Origin of the sequence: Pseudomonas sp. LAMO17WK12:I1 (assembly GCF_900177315.1) — a bacterium.
Lineage (GTDB): Bacteria > Pseudomonadota > Gammaproteobacteria > Pseudomonadales > Pseudomonadaceae > Aquipseudomonas > Aquipseudomonas marginalis.
On the sequence record NZ_FWZV01000017.1, the window covers coordinates 21974 to 39257 of the forward strand.

The window sequence follows — 17284 nt, forward strand, 5'->3', positions numbered from 1 at the left end:
ATGTTTGAGCGCCTTATCCAATTCGCCATCGAGCAGCGCATCATCGTGCTGCTGGCGGTGCTGTTGATGGCCGGTGTCGGCATTGCCAGCTATCAGAAACTGCCCATCGACGCGGTGCCCGACATCACCAATGTGCAGGTGCAGATCAACTCGGCGGCGGCCGGTTTTTCGCCGCTGGAGACCGAGCAGCGCATTACCTTTCCCATCGAAACCGCGATGGCCGGCTTGCCGGGCCTGCAGCAGACCCGTTCGCTGTCACGCTCCGGTTTGTCCCAGGTGACGGTGATCTTCAAGGACGGCACCGACCTGTTCTTCGCCCGCCAGTTGGTCAACGAGCGCCTGCAGGTTGCCCGCGAGCAATTGCCTGTGGGGATTGAAACGGCGATGGGGCCGATTTCCACCGGCCTCGGGGAGATTTTCCTGTGGACCGTGGAGGCTGAAGAGGGCGCCCGCAAGGACGACGGCACGCCCTACACGCCGACCGACCTGCGGGTGATCCAGGACTGGATCATCAAGCCGCAACTGCGCAACGTGCCCGGTGTGGCCGAGATCAACACCATCGGCGGCTTCGCCAAGGAATACCAGATCGCCCCCGACCCCAAGCGCCTGGCGGCCTACAACCTGACCTTGAACGATCTGGTCACGGCACTGGAGCGCAACAACGCCAACGTCGGCGCCGGGTACATCGAGCGCAGCGGCGAGCAATTGTTGATCCGCGCGCCGGGGCAGGTGGCGTCCATCGACGACATCGCCAATATCGTCATCACCACGTCCGATGGCACGCCGATCCGCGTGCGCAATGTCGCCCAGGTCGAGATCGGCCGTGAACTGCGGACCGGCGCCGCCACGGAAAACGGCCGTGAAGTGGTGCTGGGCACGGTGTTTATGTTGATCGGAGAAAACAGCCGCACGGTGTCCCAGGCGGTGGCTTCCAGGCTCGAACAAATCAACCGTTCGCTGCCCGAAGGCGTGGTGGCGGTGACCGTCTACGACCGCACCAACCTTGTCGAAAAAGCCATTGCCACGGTGAAGAAAAACCTCTTCGAGGGTGCGCTGCTGGTGGTCGCGGTGCTGTTCCTGTTCCTCGGCAATATCCGCGCGGCGCTGATCACCGCGATGGTGATTCCCCTGGCGATGTTGTTCACCTTTACCGGCATGTTCACCCACAAAGTCAGCGCCAACCTGATGAGCCTCGGCGCGCTGGACTTCGGCATTATCGTCGACGGCGCGGTGGTGATCGTCGAGAACGCTATCCGCCGCCTGGCCCATGCGCAGCAGCGCCATGGCCGCCTGCTGACCCGCAGCGAGCGCCTGCACGAGGTGTTCGCGGCGGCCAAGGAAGCGCGGCGTGCACTGATCTTCGGGCAGCTGATCATCATGGTCGTTTACCTGCCTATCTTCGCCCTCACCGGTGTGGCCGGGAAGATGTTCCACCCCATGGCGTTCACCGTGGTGATCGCGCTGCTGGGGGCGATGATTTTGTCAGTGACCTTCGTACCGGCGGCGATTGCGCTGTTCGTCACCGGCAAGGTCAAGGAAGAAGAAAACCTGGTGATGCGTACCGCGCGCCGGGCCTATGGGCCGGTGTTGGATTGGGTGATGGCGCGCCGGCCACTGGTGTTCGGCCTGGCCGTGCTGACCATTGTTGCGTCGGGCGTGGTGGCCAGCCGCATGGGCAGTGAGTTTATCCCCAGCCTCAGCGAGGGCGACTTCGCCCAACAGGCCCTGCGCGTGCCCGGCACCAGCCTGACGCAATCGGTGCAGATGCAGCAGCAACTGGAAAAAACCTTGCTGGCCCAGGTGCCGGAAATCGAACGGGTCTTCGCCCGTACCGGTACGGCGGAAATCGCCTCCGACCCGATGCCGCCGAATATTTCCGACAGCTACGTGATGCTTAAACCGAAGGCGCAATGGCCGGACCCGAATAAATCCCGCGAAACCCTGATCGCCGATATCCAGCGCGCCAGTGCGATTGTGCCGGGCAGTGCTTACGAGTTGTCGCAACCGATCCAGCTGCGTTTCAACGAGCTGATTTCCGGGGTGCGCAGTGATGTGGCGGTGAAGGTATTCGGCGACGACATGGCGGTGCTCAACACCACCGCCGCAGACATTGCCGAGACCCTGCAAGGCCTCGATGGCGCTTCGGAAGTGAAGGTCGAACAGACGTCCGGCCTGCCGGTGCTGACCATCAATATCGACCGTGACAAGGCCGCGCGCTTTGGCCTGAATGTCGGCGATGTGCAGGACACCATTGCCGTCGCCGTCGGTGGGCGCCAGGCCGGTACCCTGTATGAAGGTGACCGGCGTTTCGACATGGTCGTGCGCTTGTCCGACGCGCTGCGTACTGATATCGACGGCTTGTCGCGGCTGCTGATTCCGGTGCCGGCGCTGGCCGGGAATGCGGCGGGGCAGTTGGGGTTCATTGCGTTGTCCCAGGTCGCCAGCCTGGACCTGGTGCTCGGCCCGAACCAGATCAGCCGCGAGAACGGCAAGCGTCTGGTGATCGTCAGTGCCAACGTGCGCGGGCGGGATATGGGATCGTTCGTGGAAGAGGCCGAGGCGGCGATCACGGCGCAGGTGAAAGTGCCAGCGGGTTACTGGACCACCTGGGGCGGCCAGTTCGAACAGTTGAAGGAAGCCGCCGAGCGTTTGCAGATCGTGGTGCCGGTGGCGTTGCTGCTGGTGTTCGGGTTGCTGTTCATGATGTTCAACAACCTCAAGGACGGGCTGCTGGTGTTTACCGGGATTCCGTTCGCGTTGACCGGCGGGATCATGGCGCTGTGGATGCGCGATATTCCGCTGTCGATCTCGGCAGGCGTGGGCTTTATCGCCTTGTCCGGCGTGGCGGTGCTCAACGGCCTGGTGATGATTGCCTTCATCCGCAACCTGCGCGAGGAAGGACGCTCGCTGTCGGTGGCTATCCACGAGGGCGCGCTGACCCGCCTGCGCCCGGTATTGATGACCGCGCTGGTGGCCTCCCTGGGGTTTATCCCCATGGCCCTGGCCACCGGCACCGGCGCCGAAGTGCAGCGTCCGTTGGCGACGGTGGTGATCGGCGGGATCATTTCTTCTACCTTGCTGACCTTGCTGGTGCTGCCGGCGTTGTACCAGTGGGCCCATCGCCGTGAAGAGGAGGCTGCCTGAGTTCTTTAAAAACACCGCAAAACAATGTGGGAGGGGGCTTGCCCCCGATAGCGGTGGGTCAGTTGATACATGTGTCAGCTGACACACTGCTATCGGGGGCAAGCCCCCTCCCACCCTAGACCTGCGTTGTTTTCAGGCGCAGAGGAAACACCAGGCTGAACCGTGTAAACCGGCCTGGCTGGCTGCTGACGTCGGTGTGCCCCTGATGCAGCTGCATGATCGACTGCACAATGGCCAGCCCCAGCCCCGTGCCACCTTCGGCGCGGGTACGGCTGCTGTCGGCGCGGTAGAAGCGTTCGAACAGATGCGGCAGGTGGTGCGCTTCGATGCCACGCCCGGGGTTGCCCACCGACAACGCCACGCTCTGGTCGTAGGTCTCCACCAGCAGCAGCACGCTGGAGCCTTCGGGCGTATGGCGGATGGCATTGGACAGCAGGTTGGAAATCGCCCGCTGGATCATCAGGCGATCGCCCGTCACCCAGGCGTCGCCGCGCAGGTTGAGGGTCACGTGTTTGTCTTCGGCGCTGAGGGCGAACAGCGCCATCACCCGTTGTGCTTCTTCACCCAATGACACCGGGCCAAACCCGGCCCGCGCCGCCGGATGGCTGACCTGGGCCAGGAACAGCATGTCGGAGACGATGCGCGACAGGCGTTCCATTTCCTCGGTGCAGGATTCCAGCCCCGCCTTGTATTCCTCCGAGGGCCGTTCGCGGGACAGGGTCACCTGGGCCTTGCCCATCAGGTTGGTCAGCGGCGCACGCAGCTCGTGGGCGAGGTCGTCGGAGAACTGCGACAACTGCTGTACACCGGCGTCCAGGCGACGCAGCATTACGTTGATGCTTTGCGCCAACTCGCCCAGCTCCTGGGGCAGGTTGTCGATGGATAAACGGTGGGTCAGGTCCTGGGTCGTCACCTGGGCCGCGACATGGCTGAACTGCTTCAACGGCGCCAACCCACGCTGCACCAGCCACCAGGCGCCCATGCCGATCAGGACCAGCAGCATCGGCAGGGCGATGAGGGTGGCGCGCAGGTAGGCACTGAGCAGGGCCTGGTCATCCCTGCGGTCCAGCGACAGCAACACCCGTACGCGCTCGCCGCTGGCCAGGCGCATCAGGCTGGAGGCACTGAGTACCTGGTTGCCGTCCTGGTCTTGCCAGTTGAGGTAACCGAGGGTTTCCCGAGGGGAGAAGTCGGTCAGCAACGGTTCCTGGGGTTTGGCGCCGACACTGAGCAGCACCGCGTTATCGGGTGCGGTGCCGACGATGGTCAGGTAGAAATTGTCATGGCCCATCACCAGGTCCAGCAACGAGTGGGGGCGGGCTTTGATTGCGTGGGTGTCCAGGCCCAGCGCTAGGCTGTGCTGGAGCTGTTCCATCTTGCTTTCCAGGCCCTTGCGCGCGAGCTTTTCCAGCTCATGGTTCAAGGCCAGGTAGGCCAGGGTCGCCAACAGCACCACCAGCCCGGCGCCCATGAGGCTGACCGTCAGCCCCAGGCGCATCGACAGGCTGCTGGTCCTCATTGGCGCGCCTCCAGCACATAACCCACGCCGCGAATGGTGTGGATCAATTTGACCTCGCTCTGGTCATCGACCTTGCCGCGCAGGCGGCTGATGGAGACCTCGACCACGTTGGTGTCGCAGTCGAAGTTCATGTCCCACACCAGCGAGATGATCTGCGTGCGGGTCATTACCTCGCCGGCCTGGCGCATCAACACATGCAGCAGGGCGAATTCCTTGGTGGTCAGGTCGATGCGCCGGCTGCCACGATAGGCGCGATGGCGACGCGGGTCCAGCTCCAGGTCCGCGACGCGCAGCACATCCGGCAGCGGGATATGTTCGCTACGGCGCAGCAAGGTGCGCACACGGGCCAGCAGTTCGGGGAACTCGAAGGGTTTGACCAGGTAATCGTCGGCGCCCATGTCCAGGCCCTTGATCTTGTCGGCCAGGCGGCCGCGCGCGGTCAGCATCATCACGCGCTGGTTGCCGTCCCGGCGCAGTTGTTCCAGTACCTCCCAGCCGTCGGTGTTGGGCAGGTTCACGTCGAGGATCACCAGTTCGTAGGTGTGCTGCCGGGCCAGGTGCAGGCCGTCGATGCCGCTGGCGGCGCAATCGACGACGTAGCCACTTTCGGTCAGGCCTTGCTGCAAGTAATCGGCGGTTTTCTGCTCGTCCTCAACCACAAGGATACGCATGGGGATTTACCTTCAAGGAAAACGAAAGGAGATGGCCTCATAGAGGCTTGAATGGGCTGTAGGAAAACTCTGAAGCCTGAAGTAGCTTTAGGGTCAAGCCGTGTCAGGCCGGTGCGACGATTCGTCACTGATCGGGCACGCAAAAAAAACGCCCCGGCTGGGGCGTATAAAATTCATCTCTGTTCCAAAGGAGCTACACAAAAGCCGCAGAGATGAGAGGTGTTCGATGCGCAGTATAAAAAGTGCAACTTAACGAGAAGGTGAGGCCGATATTACAGTTCTGACAGACTTCAACCTGTGAACAGATGTAGGGCATCGGCAAGTGAATGTAAGCGCGTCTTAAAGCACCGCCAGTGGGTATTCGATAATGACGCGGACTTCTTCAAGGTCGGACTCGAATGAACTTGAGCGCACGGTGGCCTGGCGCAGTCGCAGCGATAAGTCCTTCAAGTTGCCGCTTTGCACCACGTACTTGGCTTCGATATCCCGCTCCCAGCGGCGTTGGTCGGTGAGCGGATCGCCGGCGGCATCGCGGCGCATATACACCGCGTTGGCGTTGCTGTAGTCGGCGCCGGTGCCCTTGCCGTAGCGGGTCATGAACGACAGGCCGGGAATGCCGAATGGCTGCATGTCCAGGTCGTAGCGCAGCATCCACGAGCGCTCCTTGGGCGAGTTGAAGTCGCTGTACTGGATCGAGTTGTTGAGGAAGATCGAGTCCGACTGGCGCAGGTAATCGAAGTCGTCATCGCCGTTGTTGCGCTGGTGCGAAACGGCCAGGCTGTGGGCGCCCACCTTCACGCCGAGCCGGGCGCTCCAGATGCTGTTATCGAATTCACCCAGCAGCTTTTTGCCTTCGTCCACGGCCTTGTAGTAGTTGATGTCGCCGAACAGCGAAACGTCTTCGTTCAGCGGGTAACTGGCGGCGCTGCCGACGTAGTACTGGTCCCAGGCGTCCTTCAGGCGGCTGCTGTACAGGCTCAGGCTCAGGTGTTTGTTGAGTTGGTAATCACCACCGGCATAGCCGATCCAGGGCGAGTCCACGGGGCCTGCGTAAAACGTCGCAAAGCCCTTGTTCATGCCGCTTTCGTTGGGTTGGCTCATGCCGCTCAGACGCCCGCCCTGCAAGGTCAGGCCTTCCAGGCTGGTGTTCTGCAGGGTCACGCCACGGAAGCTTTCCGGCAACACCCGCGAATCGCCGTAGGCCACCACGGGGGTCAGCGGGAACACGTCGCCGGCCTTGATCACCGTGTCCAATACCCGCAGTTTCGCCGCGCCGCCGACCTTGCTGTAGTTGTCTTCAGGATGGTTGTTGCTGTCCACCGGCAGCACGCCGAACGAGCCCTTGCCGCCGCTGCGGCCGGTGCCCGAGTCGAGCTTCACGCCGACCATGGCGAAGGCGTCCAGGCCAAACCCCACGGTGCCTTGGGTAAAACCGGATTCGAATTGACCGATCAGTCCCTGGGCCCAGGCTTCGGAATAGCCATTACCGGTGGGGCTGGATTGGCCCTTGCGGTCATCGCGGTTGAAGTAAAAATTGCGCGCCAGCACGTTCACGCTGCTGCCTTCGATAAACCCTTCAGGTTTGTCTTCCGCGGCCACGGCTGCCAGGGGCAATGTGGCGATCAGTGAAAGGGGAAGGGTGTAATAACGGATCCGCATGTTTCGCTCCTCGGTGTTGGCAGTTATCAGCTTCTTATGGAGGCGGGCGTTCTTATTGATCTGGCCCGGGCTGATAGTTGCAAACCGTGGATAACGATTGGGTGGCGTGAACATTACAATTCTGGAAGCTCGTCGCCACCTAACAAATAAGTAATGTTCTGGTGAACATCGCGTCAGGGTTCGTTCGTTAGTCTCGGCACTGAACTTTCAGTCGAGGAACAGGTGATGAACTTTTCTACCGCAGGCGTGGGTGTACTAACGGCCGTCCTGTCATTCGGCGCATTGGCCGAAGGCGGGGGGGACCGGACCTTTGCCCTGATGATGGAACGCAATGAAAAAACCATGGCCGCCTACGCCGAGAGAAACGGTAAGCCGGCGCCCCAGGTCCAGGTGTATCGCTATGGCATGGACCTGGACATTGCCAAGGTGGTCAACGTGACGCCGCCGATCCGCGCGTGCAATACCGTGCCTTCGCGCATGACCTATGAAGACTCCAGCGGCAAGCTCACCACGTTGGAGTACCAAGTCATGGGCGTGTGCCGGAATAACGGCAGTTAATGGCGTCAAAAAAAGAGTGGGGTGTAGCGCCTGAGTTCGCTTCAGAAACAGCCCATAGGGCCGATGCAGATCTGATACTTCTCTCCCATCGACCTCGGTGCCCTATGTTTAACACCCGCTTGAAGCAGGAGCTGTCCGCTCTTCGCGAAGAACTGTCCAGCTTGCAACAGGTCAGGGAGAGCCTGGAAAGCGAAATGCTCTGCCTGACGCTGGACGCAGAAGGTCGGGTTGAATGGGCCAATGCCAACTTTCTGCAGGAACTGGTCTACCAGAGTTCCACGCTGCTGGGGCGCCCCATCGAAGACCTGGTGCCCGCCCATGTGCGCCAGGACGAATTCCAGCAGCGCTTCAAGAACGCCCTGCTGCGCGGTGAGCATTTCGCCGGCGCCGTACGCCTGATGCGCGGTAACGGGCAGGAAGCCTGGTTGCGCTCGATTGTGCAGCCGGTGCGCAGTTCCGATGGGCGCATCAAGCATTTTTCGATTTACTCCAGCGACCTCACCCGCACCATCGAAGCGTCGCGCGAGCATGAAAACCTGATCACCGCGCTGGTGCGTTCCACCGCCGTGATCGAGTTTGACCTGGATGGGCACGTGCTGACCGCGAACGACCGTTTCCTCAGCGGCATGGGCTACAGCCTGGCGCAGATCCAGGGCAAGCATCACCGTATCTTCTGTGAGCCGCAGGAGTACAACAGCGCCGAGTACCAGCATTTCTGGAAACGCCTGAACGCCGGAGAATTCGTCGCAGCGCGCTTCAAGCGTGTGGACAGCCATGGCCGCGTGGTGTGGCTGGAAGCCACCTACAATCCGGTGCTGGACGCCAATGATCGTTTGTACAAAGTGGTCAAGTTCGCCACGGTGATTACCGATCAGGTCAATCGGGAGCAAGCCGTCGCCGAGGCCGCGAACATTGCCTACAGCACCTCGTTGCATACCGACGACAGCGCCCAGCGCGGTACCACCGTGGTGACGCAGGCGGTGGAGGTGATGCGCGACCTGGCCACGCACATGCAGGCGGCGGGTGAAGGCATCGAGGCACTGAACGCGCAATCCCAAGTGATCGGCACCATCGTCAAGACCATCAGCGGCATTGCCGAACAGACCAATTTGCTGGCGCTCAACGCGGCCATCGAAGCGGCACGTGCCGGCGAGCAAGGCCGGGGCTTTGCGGTGGTGGCCGATGAGGTGCGCCAGTTGGCATCACGGACCAGCAAAGCCACCGAGGAAATTGTTGGTGTGGTGCGTCAGAACCAGGATATGGCCCGCGACGCGGTGGCCCTGATGACCGACGGCCGCCTGCAAGCCGAGCAAGGCCTGGCCCTGGCGGCGGAAGCGGGCACGGTGATCGTGGAGATCCAGGACGGCGCACAGAAGGTGGTCAGCGCCGTAGGACAATTCGCTAACCAACTGTCGAGCTGATCCATAGGGCTGATGCTTGAGGTATCGTAGGTTTTTTCGTTTGAAGAGCCGATCCTCCATGAGCCCTACCCACTGCCGCCCCGTTCCGTTGCCCAAGGCCTATCGTTTGCTCAACCACGGGCCAACCGTGCTGGTGAGTGCGGCCCACAACGGCCAGCGCAATATCATGGCGGCCGCCTGGGCCATGCCGCTGGATTTCGAACCGCCGAAAGTCGCCGTGGTGCTGGACAAGGCCACCTGGACTCGCCAATTGCTGGAAGGTGCCGGCAGCTTCGTGCTGCAGGTGCCCTGTGTGGCCCAGGTCGACCTCGTGCAGACGGTCGGCAATACCACCGGCACCGAGCGTGACAAGTTCGCCGCTTATGGCCTGCAAACCTTCAACGGTGAACACACGCAGGCACCGTTGCTGGAAGGCTGTGTAGCCTGGCTGGAATGCCGCTTGCTCCCCGAGCCCCACAACCAGCAGGCCTATGACCTGTTCCTCGGCGAAGTGGTTGCAGCCTATGCCGACGAGCGTGTGTTCAGCGAAGGCCGCTGGCACTTTGAAGGGCATGATCAGTTACGCACCTTGCACCATGTAGCGGGTGGGCATTTCCTGAGCATCGGCGAGCCCATCGATGGGCATTCGCTATAAGCGCACTCAGCGCCCGAGCATCTTCACCCATCGCGACGGCGGCATACCGTAGGTGCTGCGAAATTGCCGGGTCATATGGCTCTGGTCGGTGAAGCCGGCGGTCAGCGCCGCGTCCACCAGCGACTGCCCCTGTGCCAGCAGACTGCGCACCAGATCCAGACGGCGCATCGTCAGGTAGCGATAGGGGCTGGTGCCGAACAGCACGCGAAAGTCCCGTGACAATGCCCAGCGGTCGCGGCCGGCGTGGTCGGCCATTTCGTCCAGGGTGATGCTGCGGCCCAGGGCGCTGTGGATAAACTCACGGGCGCGCTCGGCGGCGACGTAATCGAACGCCTTGCGGCTGACGATGGCGCCCGCGGCGTTGCTCAGCGCGTGGGCCAGGTCGAACATCGCATCCTGTTCCTGCAACGGATCGATGGGGTTATCCAGGTTTTGCAGCAGCACATCGCTGGCGCGGAACAGCCTGGGGTCAGTGGACAAGCCGCCGGGGATAAACGGCAATGGCTTGCCGCCAAGGATCTGCTGGATCAGCGACGGCTCCACGTAAATCATCCGGTACTTGAAACCTTCCTCACTGCCGGCGTGGCCGTCGTGGGTCTCATCGGGATGAAGCACCATGGTCGTGCCGGGCAGGCTGTGGATCATGTCGCCGCGGTAGTGAAAACTCTGTACGCCAGACAAGGTACGCCCGATGGCATAGGTGTCATGGCGATGGGGGTCGAAGGCGAAACCGGCGAAGTACGCCTCGATACGGTCCAGGCCGCTGGCATGGGGGGCACGGTGCAGCCAGTCGAAGTTGCGGGTCGGTTTGCCCATGGTGGCTTGTCACAAAAAGAGGTGGAAACACGTTAACCCAGTCTGCATCCCTTGTCTGCCGGGGTCTTGTACGATTGTGCAGGCGGCGGGCGAGGTCTATGCTCCCTGCTCGTGCCCTGCGCTGATGGAGCCGCCCCATGGAATTTATCAACCCCACCTATGTGGCGCCTCTGGTCTCGCTGGCCCTGCTGTGGACGGTGGCGGTGGTGACGCCGGGTCCCAACTTCTTCAACACCGCACAGTTGGCTGCCAGTTGTTCGCGCCGCCATGGCGTGGTGGCTTCGGCGGGCGTGTCCACTGGCACGATCATGTGGGGGCTGGCGGGTGGGCTGGGCATCAAGTCGCTGTTTACCGCCGCCCCCATGTTGTACCTGGCGTTCAAGATCATCGGCGGCTGCTACCTGATTTACCTGGGGCTGAAACTGTTCAAGCGCTCGGCACCGGCGATGGGCCAGAGCCTGTTGCCGGACGAAGCGCGCCGCTCGTTGTTTTCCGCCTGGCGCCTGGGGTTGCTGGGCAACCTGTCCAACCCCAAGGCCGCGTTGTTCGTCGCCACCATCTTCGCCTCCACCATGCCGCCGTCGCCGTCGCCGATGCTGCTGACCCTGGCGGTGATCACCATGGCCACCCTGTCGTTCAGCTGGTATTCCTGCGTGGCCCTGGTGTTTTCCAGTGCGCACATGGCCAACCTCTACAGCCGCTCGCGCAAATGGCTCGACCGTTTTGCCGGCGGTTGCTACGTGTTGTTCGGCGCACACCTGGTAGCGAATCGCTGACCGTCCGTGGTAAGAAGCCTTACTTTCAACAGTGAGGCCGGGTCATGAGCAAGGTGCGGGTAGGGATTATTTTTGGTGGCCGTTCGGCCGAGCACGAGGTCTCGTTGCAGTCGGCGCGCAATATTGTCGATGCACTCGACCGCACCCGCTTCGAGCCGGTTTTGATCGGCATCGACAAGGCCGGCCACTGGCACCTCAACGACACCTCGAACTTCCTGATCAACCAGGAAAACCCAGCACTCATCGCACTCAACCAATCCAACCGCGAACTGGCGGTGGTACCCGGCAAGGCCAGCCAGCAGGTGGTGGAAACCTCCGGTAACGGCCTGCTGGCACACATCGACGTGATCTTTCCCATCGTCCACGGCACCCTCGGCGAAGACGGCTGCCTGCAAGGCCTGTTGCGCATGGCTGACCTGCCTTTCGTCGGCTCCGACGTGCTCGGCTCGGCGGTGTGCATGGACAAGGACATCAGCAAACGCCTGCTGCGCGACGCAGGCATTGCCGTGACGCCGTTCATCACCCTGACCCGCAGCAACGCCGCGCGTACTTCCTTTGAAACAGCGGTGAATAAACTCGGCCTGCCGATGTTCGTCAAACCGGCCAACCAGGGTTCTTCGGTGGGCGTGAGCAAGGTTGGCAACGAGGCTGAGTACCACGCCGCCGTTGAACTGGCCCTGGGTTTTGATCAAAAGGTGCTGGTGGAGTCGGCGGTTCAGGGCCGCGAAATTGAATGCGCCGTGCTGGGCAACGAAAACCCTGTGGCCAGCGGCTGCGGCGAGATCGTGGTGAACAGCGGTTTCTACTCCTACGACAGTAAATACATCGACGGCCAGGCGGCCCAGGTGGTGGTGCCGGCGGACATCAGCCATGCAGCCAGTGAGCGGATTCGCCGCTTGGCCCTTGAGGCATTTGAGGTGTTGGGCTGCGCGGGGTTGGCGCGGGTCGATGTGTTCCTGACCGACGACGGCGAAGTGCTGATCAACGAAATCAACTCACTGCCCGGCTTCACCCGCATCAGCATGTACCCCAAGCTGTGGCAGGCGGCGGGGATGAGCTACAGCGAGCTGGTGAGCCGGTTGATCGAGCTGGCGTTGGAGCGGCATGCGGGGCGGAAGGGGTTGAAGATCAGCCGTTGATCTTCAGGGAGTGGCCAGTAATGCCATCAGGCCTTACTGAGGACCTCCCGAAAAACGTCTGGCCTTATGGCCGCAATATGCAGCAGTGAGCGTGCTGCGCCGGAGGGGGAACGACGCCCCTGTTCCCACTCCTGAAGGGTCCTTACCGAAACCCCCAAAAGCTCGGCAAATTTGGGTTGCGACAGTCCTGTCTTGCTTCTTGCTTCGGCAGCTTGAGTGATTTCGACCTGGTGCATGGCGCCGTAGCGTCCTGCTTTAACATCCTGAACAGCGCTCAGTAATTCTTCGCCGATATTGCGTTTGGCGTCACGTTCCTGCAGTTGTTTATCAGTGAGAGGCATGGTTCATCTCCTTCGCAATTTTGTACAGGATGTGCGCTGGAATATTCTCCGTAGCGCCCTTGCCGTAAATCTCTGAAGACATGTAGAGGATTTGAGAAAGAGTGTTGTAGGCCTTCTCCTATTAGTCTGTGCGAGCAATCCACGAATAAATCAACGTCTTCGCTTCCTCCGGCTGATGCGTCCTTCTGCGGTAGCTGGCAAACGTCGGCGACGTGCAGTAGGTACACACCTCGCTCACGTCGATCTGCTCACGCTTGACACCCGCCGCTTGCAGCAGCAACAACCCATACCCGCTCAAGTCAAACCACGCACTGCCTGCTTGCCTTGCATGGGGCGGACTGATTTGCGGGGACCGCAGCGGTGCCGGTTGCACGTAGCTCCACGGCGCCTGGGCGTGTTGCCACAGGTGCCCTTGGTCACTCTGGAACTCGGCGATAAACCCGTCGCTCACTTCATAACAGCACGGCTTGATCGAGGGGCCGATAGCTACTTGCAGCTGGTCGGCTGCAATCCCTTCGGCGGCAAAGCGCTGCATGACGTTGGCGATAATCCCGCGTTGCAGCCCCTTCCAGCCGCCATGGACTGCCGCCACCCGTTCGCCGGTTTTCGACGCGAACAGAATGGGCAGGCAATCGGCGGTGATCACCGCGATCGAGTGAGCGTGGTGCGTCAACACACCATCGGCCTCGATCGTATTGGCCACCTGGCCGGCCTGCCATTCAATCACAGAGGCGCTGTGCACTTGCTTGCAGATGAACACTTCATCCGGGCGCCGTGGGTCGTCGATCGAACAGAAACCGTGGTCGATGCCAGGGATGGCAGCGAGATTTTCAGCCTGATGCAAGGGCTTACCTCCGTTCAATAAAATCAGTCGCCGAGCGCCTCGCCTTCGCGCCGAGGGTCGGCGCCGCCGCTGAGCGACACCTTACCCTGGGCGTCCCGCTTGAGCACGATGGCCTGGATGCCGCTGGTCATGTCGATCTCGCTCAGCTCATGGCCCTTGTCCTTCAATACCTGCTTCAGGCCTGGGCTGAACAACCCGGCCTCCAGCTCGGTAGCCCCATTGCGGCTGCCGAAATTGGGCAGGCCGATGGCGGCTTGCGGGTCGAGTTTCCAGTCGAGCAGCGCCACCAGGGATTTGCTCACGTACTCGATGATTTGCGAGCCGCCCGGCGAACCGAGCGTAGCCAGCAATTCACCGCTCTCGCGGTCGAACACCAGGGTCGGCGCCATCGCCGAGCGCGGGCGTTTGCCGGGTTGCACGCGGTTGGCGACCGGCTGGCCGTTTTCTTCGGGGATGAATGAGAAGTCGGTCATCTGGTTATTGAGCAAGAAGCCCTGGACCATTACATGGGAGCCAAACGCTGCTTCCACCGTGGTAGTCATCGACACGGCGCCACCCAGGTCATCTACGGCGACGACTTGTGACGTGGAGATGCGCAGCGGCGAACGGTCCGGTGCATACGCGACTTGAATACCGGCCGGTCGGCCTGGCTTGGCGATGCCCAGGCTGCGCTCGCCGATCAGCGTGGCACGCTGTGCCAGGTAGTTCGGGGCCACGAGGCCGGCCACCGGCACCGGTGTGAAGTCCGCATCGGCCACGTACAGCGCACGGTCGGCAAAGGCCAGGCGACCGGCTTCGGCGATCAGGTGCACGGCCTCGGGCGTGGGCTCAAGCCCGGCAGGCGAAGCGCTTTTTATCGGTGTCATCGGCGCGATGGCCAGGCGCGGGTCGCGGGCTTCCAGGGCCTGCAATGTGCCGAGCATCTGCGCGACCGCAATCCCGCCTGAGGACGGCGGCGGCATGCCGCAGACTTTCCAGCGTTTGTAATCGGTGCACAACGGCGCGCGTTCCTTGGCGACGTAGCCCTTGAGGTCGGCTTGAGTCAGGCTGCCGGCATTACGGTTGCCCTGCACCTTGCGCGCAATCTCATCGGCAATCGGCCCGTGGTACAAGGCGTCCGGTCCTTCCTTGGCGATGCGCTTGAACACAGCGGCCAGCGCCGGGTTTTTCAGCCGTGTACCGGCGGCTTTTGGCGTGCCGTCGGCATTCAGAAAGTAGGCCGCCATCTCCGGCGATTGCGGGATAAAGCGGTCTGCGGCGATCAGGCTGTGCAAGCGCGGTGAAATCGCGAAGCCCTGCTCCGACAAGCGAATCGCCGGCTCGAACAGCTTGGCCCATTGCAGGCGGCCGGTCTTCCTATGGGCCATTTCCAGGGCCCGCAGCACCCCGGGCGTGCCCACCGAACGCCCGCCGATCTGTGCGTCGGTGAAGGCCATCGGCGTGCCGTCGGCGTTCAGGAACAACCGCTCGGTCGCCCCGGCCGGAGCCGTTTCCCGGCCGTCATAGGCGTGCACGTTTTTCCCGTCCCACAGCATGATGAACGCACCGCCGCCAATGCCGGAGGATTGTGGTTCCACCAGGGTCAACACCGCCTGCATCGCAATGGCGGCGTCAATGGCCGAGCCGCCCTGGCGCAACATCTCGCGGCCGGCCTCGGCCGCCAGCGGGTTGGCGGCGGCGGCCATATGGCGCTCGGCATGGCGGGTGCTGAGGTCGGTGCGATAGCCCGAGCCCAACTCCGGTGCCGGTGGCTGGTCGTTGACCGGGGTGTGGCAGGCAGCCAGGGTCAGGGCTGCGGCCATGAGTGACAGTTGGCGGCGGGAAATCGAAAACACGTGCTGAACTCCGTTCATTGTGCGAATGATCTGTTGTCCGTGGGGCGCTGCGGTTTACAGGTAAATCGTGCCTTGCATGTACAACACTGCCTTGCCGGAAATAATCACGCGGTCGCCCTGCAGCTCGCAGTGCAACTGGCCCTTGCGCTGGCCCCCTTGCTCGGCCGTCAAGTGCGACTTGCCCAGGCGCTCGGCCCAGAACGGTGCCAGCGAGGTGTGTGCCGAACCGGTGACCGGGTCTTCATCGATCCCCACATTCGGCCCGAACCAGCGCGAAATGAAATCAAACCGGGTGCTCTTGGCGGTGACTGCAATCCCGCGCTTGGGTAGGCCCTTGAGCCGCGAAAAGTCAGGCGTCAGCGCGGCGACCTGGGCTTCGTCGTCCACCAGCACGATGTAGTCATCGGTGCCGAACACGTCGGCGCTCTCGATCCCCAGGGCACTCAACATTCCAGCGGGCGGTTCGCAGCGCTGTGGTTGCCGGGCGGGGAAATCCATCGCCAGCTCATCACCCTTGCGCGTCACCCGTAGCTCGCCGCTGCGGGTGGCAAAGCGCAGCATCTGGGGTGCATCCGCCAGCGCGTGAATCAACACCCACGCTGTCGCCAGCGTGGCATGGCCGCACAGGTCGACTTCGACTTGCGGGGTAAACCAGCGCAACTCATAGAACCCATCGCGGGGCACGAAGTAGGCGGTTTCGGAGAGGTTGTTTTCGGCGGCGATATGCTGCAGTTGCTCATCGGGCAGCCACTCGGTGAGCGGGCACACCGCGGCAGGGTTGCCGCCGAAGGCATGTTGGCTGAAGGCGTCGACTTGGTAGATGTCCAGTTTCACCGTGAAGCACTCCGTGCGTGGGGGGAGGCTGGACACTAACAGTGGTAAGGGAGGGCGTCAAAAGCGGCCTGCCCGTCAGCCCAATCGCAATACCATAGCCCCGCCGGCAATGATGCACGCAGCCATGATGCGGCGGCGGGTCAGTTGCTCTTTGAGCACCAGTGCCGAGATCACCACGCCAAACAGGATCGACGTCTCCCTGAGCGCCGAAACCGTGGCGATCGGTGCCGCCGTCATTGCCCAAAGTGCCAGGCCGTAGGACACGACGGTGCCGAAGCCACCGATAACACCTGGGCGCCAGTGGCGCGCCAGATAGCGGCAGAATTCGCGCCGCCTGACGGCAAATGCCCATACGGCAAGCGCGAGGCCGGTGAGCAGGAATATCCACAGCGTATAGGCCGCCGGGGCGCCGGATTTGCGCACACCCACACCGTCGATAAGGGTGTAGCTGGCGATGACTGCCGCGTTGACCAGCGCCAGGAGCATGCCTTTTCGCTGACCGATGCTGGGGGCGGCAGCCATGCTCAAAATGCCGATGCAGATGATGGCAATACCGAGCCAGGCAAATGAGGACAAGGATTCGGACAACAGCCCTACGCCCGCTGTCGCCACCAGCAACGGCGCAGTGCCGCGCATGATCGGGTAGGTCTGGCTCATGTCGGCAATGCGGTAAGTCGAGGCGACCAGCACGAAATACACCACCTGCAAAATCACCGACGCACCGATGAAGGGCCAGCTTTCCTTGGCCGGCAACTCCAGAAACGGAATGACCGTCGCTGCGATCAGCGATGCAATGGACGCGATCATGCAGGTGGTCAGCAGCTTGTTGTCACCGCCCTTGACCACGGCATTCCAAGTCGCGTGCAACGCAGCGCCCAGCATGATGATTGCGAACACATCAAGGCTCATGAAGGGGCATCCTATTGGCTCAGTTCTGTATCCAGGAGGGGGCTGCGAGTATGCCCCAGGCACTTTCTTCAAGGCATAAAAAACGGTCTACCTTTCGGTAAGCCGTTATCAGTACCGGGTTACGCGTCAATTGAGGGCAACTGCTGTTCGATTACACCTGGCCACCTCATGCCCGGCGTTGTTT

The 17284-nt window shown here is 62.1% G+C and carries 14 protein-coding genes and 2 pseudogenes; 7 read left to right on the forward strand and 9 right to left on the reverse strand.

Annotated features, from left to right (window positions below; all coding sequences use genetic code 11):
• On the forward strand, positions 1-3144 hold the full coding sequence (locus B9N88_RS27490) for a CusA/CzcA family heavy metal efflux RND transporter (protein WP_027606944.1): 3144 nt from the start codon (positions 1-3) through the stop codon (positions 3142-3144).
• Positions 3145-3259: 115 nt separating this feature from the next.
• On the opposite strand, the gene B9N88_RS27495 is transcribed toward B9N88_RS27490, so the two are convergent.
• The 3 genes from B9N88_RS27495 to B9N88_RS27505 form a co-directional block, all read right to left on the reverse strand.
• On the reverse strand, positions 3260-4663 hold the full coding sequence (locus B9N88_RS27495; RefSeq protein WP_027606943.1) for a heavy metal sensor histidine kinase: 1404 nt from the start codon (positions 4661-4663) through the stop codon (positions 3260-3262).
• Positions 4660-5334: a heavy metal response regulator transcription factor gene (locus B9N88_RS27500; protein WP_027606942.1), complete on the reverse strand. Its 675-nt coding sequence runs from the start codon at positions 5332-5334 to the stop codon at positions 4660-4662. The genes B9N88_RS27495 and B9N88_RS27500 overlap by 4 nt, the downstream gene beginning before the upstream one ends.
• Positions 5335-5673: 339 nt before the next feature.
• Positions 5674-6993, reverse strand: a complete 1320-nt coding sequence (locus tag B9N88_RS27505) for an OprD family porin (RefSeq protein ID WP_027606941.1) — start codon at positions 6991-6993, stop codon at positions 5674-5676.
• A gap of 225 nt (positions 6994-7218) precedes the next feature.
• Here B9N88_RS27505 and B9N88_RS27510 point away from each other — a divergent pair, with 225 nt between their 5' ends.
• From B9N88_RS27510 to B9N88_RS27520, 4 genes and pseudogenes are all read left to right on the forward strand, one after another.
• Positions 7219-7551 (forward strand): DUF2790 domain-containing protein, encoded by a 333-nt coding sequence (locus B9N88_RS27510; RefSeq protein ID WP_027606940.1) that lies wholly within the window; start codon positions 7219-7221, stop codon positions 7549-7551.
• Between the two features lie 194 nt (positions 7552-7745).
• Positions 7746-8432, forward strand: a pseudogene (locus B9N88_RS33400) (PAS domain-containing protein); the annotation flags it as partial.
• 111 nt (positions 8433-8543) lie between these two features.
• Positions 8544-8972, forward strand: a pseudogene (locus B9N88_RS33405) (methyl-accepting chemotaxis protein); the annotation flags it as partial.
• 58 nt (positions 8973-9030) lie between these two features.
• Positions 9031-9606 (forward strand): flavin reductase family protein, encoded by a 576-nt coding sequence (locus B9N88_RS27520; RefSeq protein WP_027606938.1) that lies wholly within the window; start codon positions 9031-9033, stop codon positions 9604-9606.
• A gap of 6 nt (positions 9607-9612) precedes the next feature.
• Here B9N88_RS27520 and B9N88_RS27525 read toward each other — a convergent pair whose 3' ends face one another.
• A complete protein-coding gene (locus B9N88_RS27525; protein ID WP_027606937.1) occupies positions 9613-10422 on the reverse strand; it encodes an AraC family transcriptional regulator in 810 nt (269 codons plus the stop codon).
• A 137-nt stretch (positions 10423-10559) separates the two neighbouring features.
• Here B9N88_RS27525 and B9N88_RS27530 point away from each other — a divergent pair, with 137 nt between their 5' ends.
• Positions 10560-11198: a LysE family transporter gene (locus B9N88_RS27530; protein WP_027606936.1), complete on the forward strand. Its 639-nt coding sequence runs from the start codon at positions 10560-10562 to the stop codon at positions 11196-11198.
• Positions 11199-11242: 44 nt separating this feature from the next.
• The gene (ddlA, locus tag B9N88_RS27535) at positions 11243-12337 is read left to right on the forward strand and encodes a D-alanine--D-alanine ligase (protein WP_027606935.1); all 1095 of its coding nucleotides are present in this window, start codon (positions 11243-11245) and stop codon (positions 12335-12337) included.
• A gap of 26 nt (positions 12338-12363) precedes the next feature.
• Here the strand turns inward: ddlA and B9N88_RS27540 are convergent, their stop codons facing one another.
• The 5 genes from B9N88_RS27540 to B9N88_RS27560 all read right to left on the reverse strand — a co-directional run bounded on the left by B9N88_RS27540 (position 12364) and on the right by B9N88_RS27560 (position 17100).
• Positions 12364-12678: a helix-turn-helix domain-containing protein gene (locus tag B9N88_RS27540; protein ID WP_027606934.1), complete on the reverse strand. Its 315-nt coding sequence runs from the start codon at positions 12676-12678 to the stop codon at positions 12364-12366.
• 121 nt (positions 12679-12799) lie between these two features.
• Positions 12800-13522 carry a peptidoglycan editing factor PgeF gene (pgeF, locus tag B9N88_RS27545; protein ID WP_027606933.1) on the reverse strand — a complete coding sequence of 241 codons (723 nt, stop codon included), beginning with the start codon at positions 13520-13522 and terminating at the stop codon, positions 12800-12802.
• A gap of 23 nt (positions 13523-13545) precedes the next feature.
• Positions 13546-15375: a gamma-glutamyltransferase gene (ggt, locus tag B9N88_RS27550; protein WP_051429385.1), complete on the reverse strand. Its 1830-nt coding sequence runs from the start codon at positions 15373-15375 to the stop codon at positions 13546-13548.
• Between the two features lie 36 nt (positions 15376-15411).
• Positions 15412-16191: a PhzF family phenazine biosynthesis protein gene (locus B9N88_RS27555; protein WP_027606931.1), complete on the reverse strand. Its 780-nt coding sequence runs from the start codon at positions 16189-16191 to the stop codon at positions 15412-15414.
• A gap of 75 nt (positions 16192-16266) precedes the next feature.
• Positions 16267-17100 carry an EamA family transporter gene (locus B9N88_RS27560; RefSeq protein WP_027606930.1) on the reverse strand — a complete coding sequence of 278 codons (834 nt, stop codon included), beginning with the start codon at positions 17098-17100 and terminating at the stop codon, positions 16267-16269.
• Between the last annotated feature and the right edge of the window lie 184 nt (positions 17101-17284).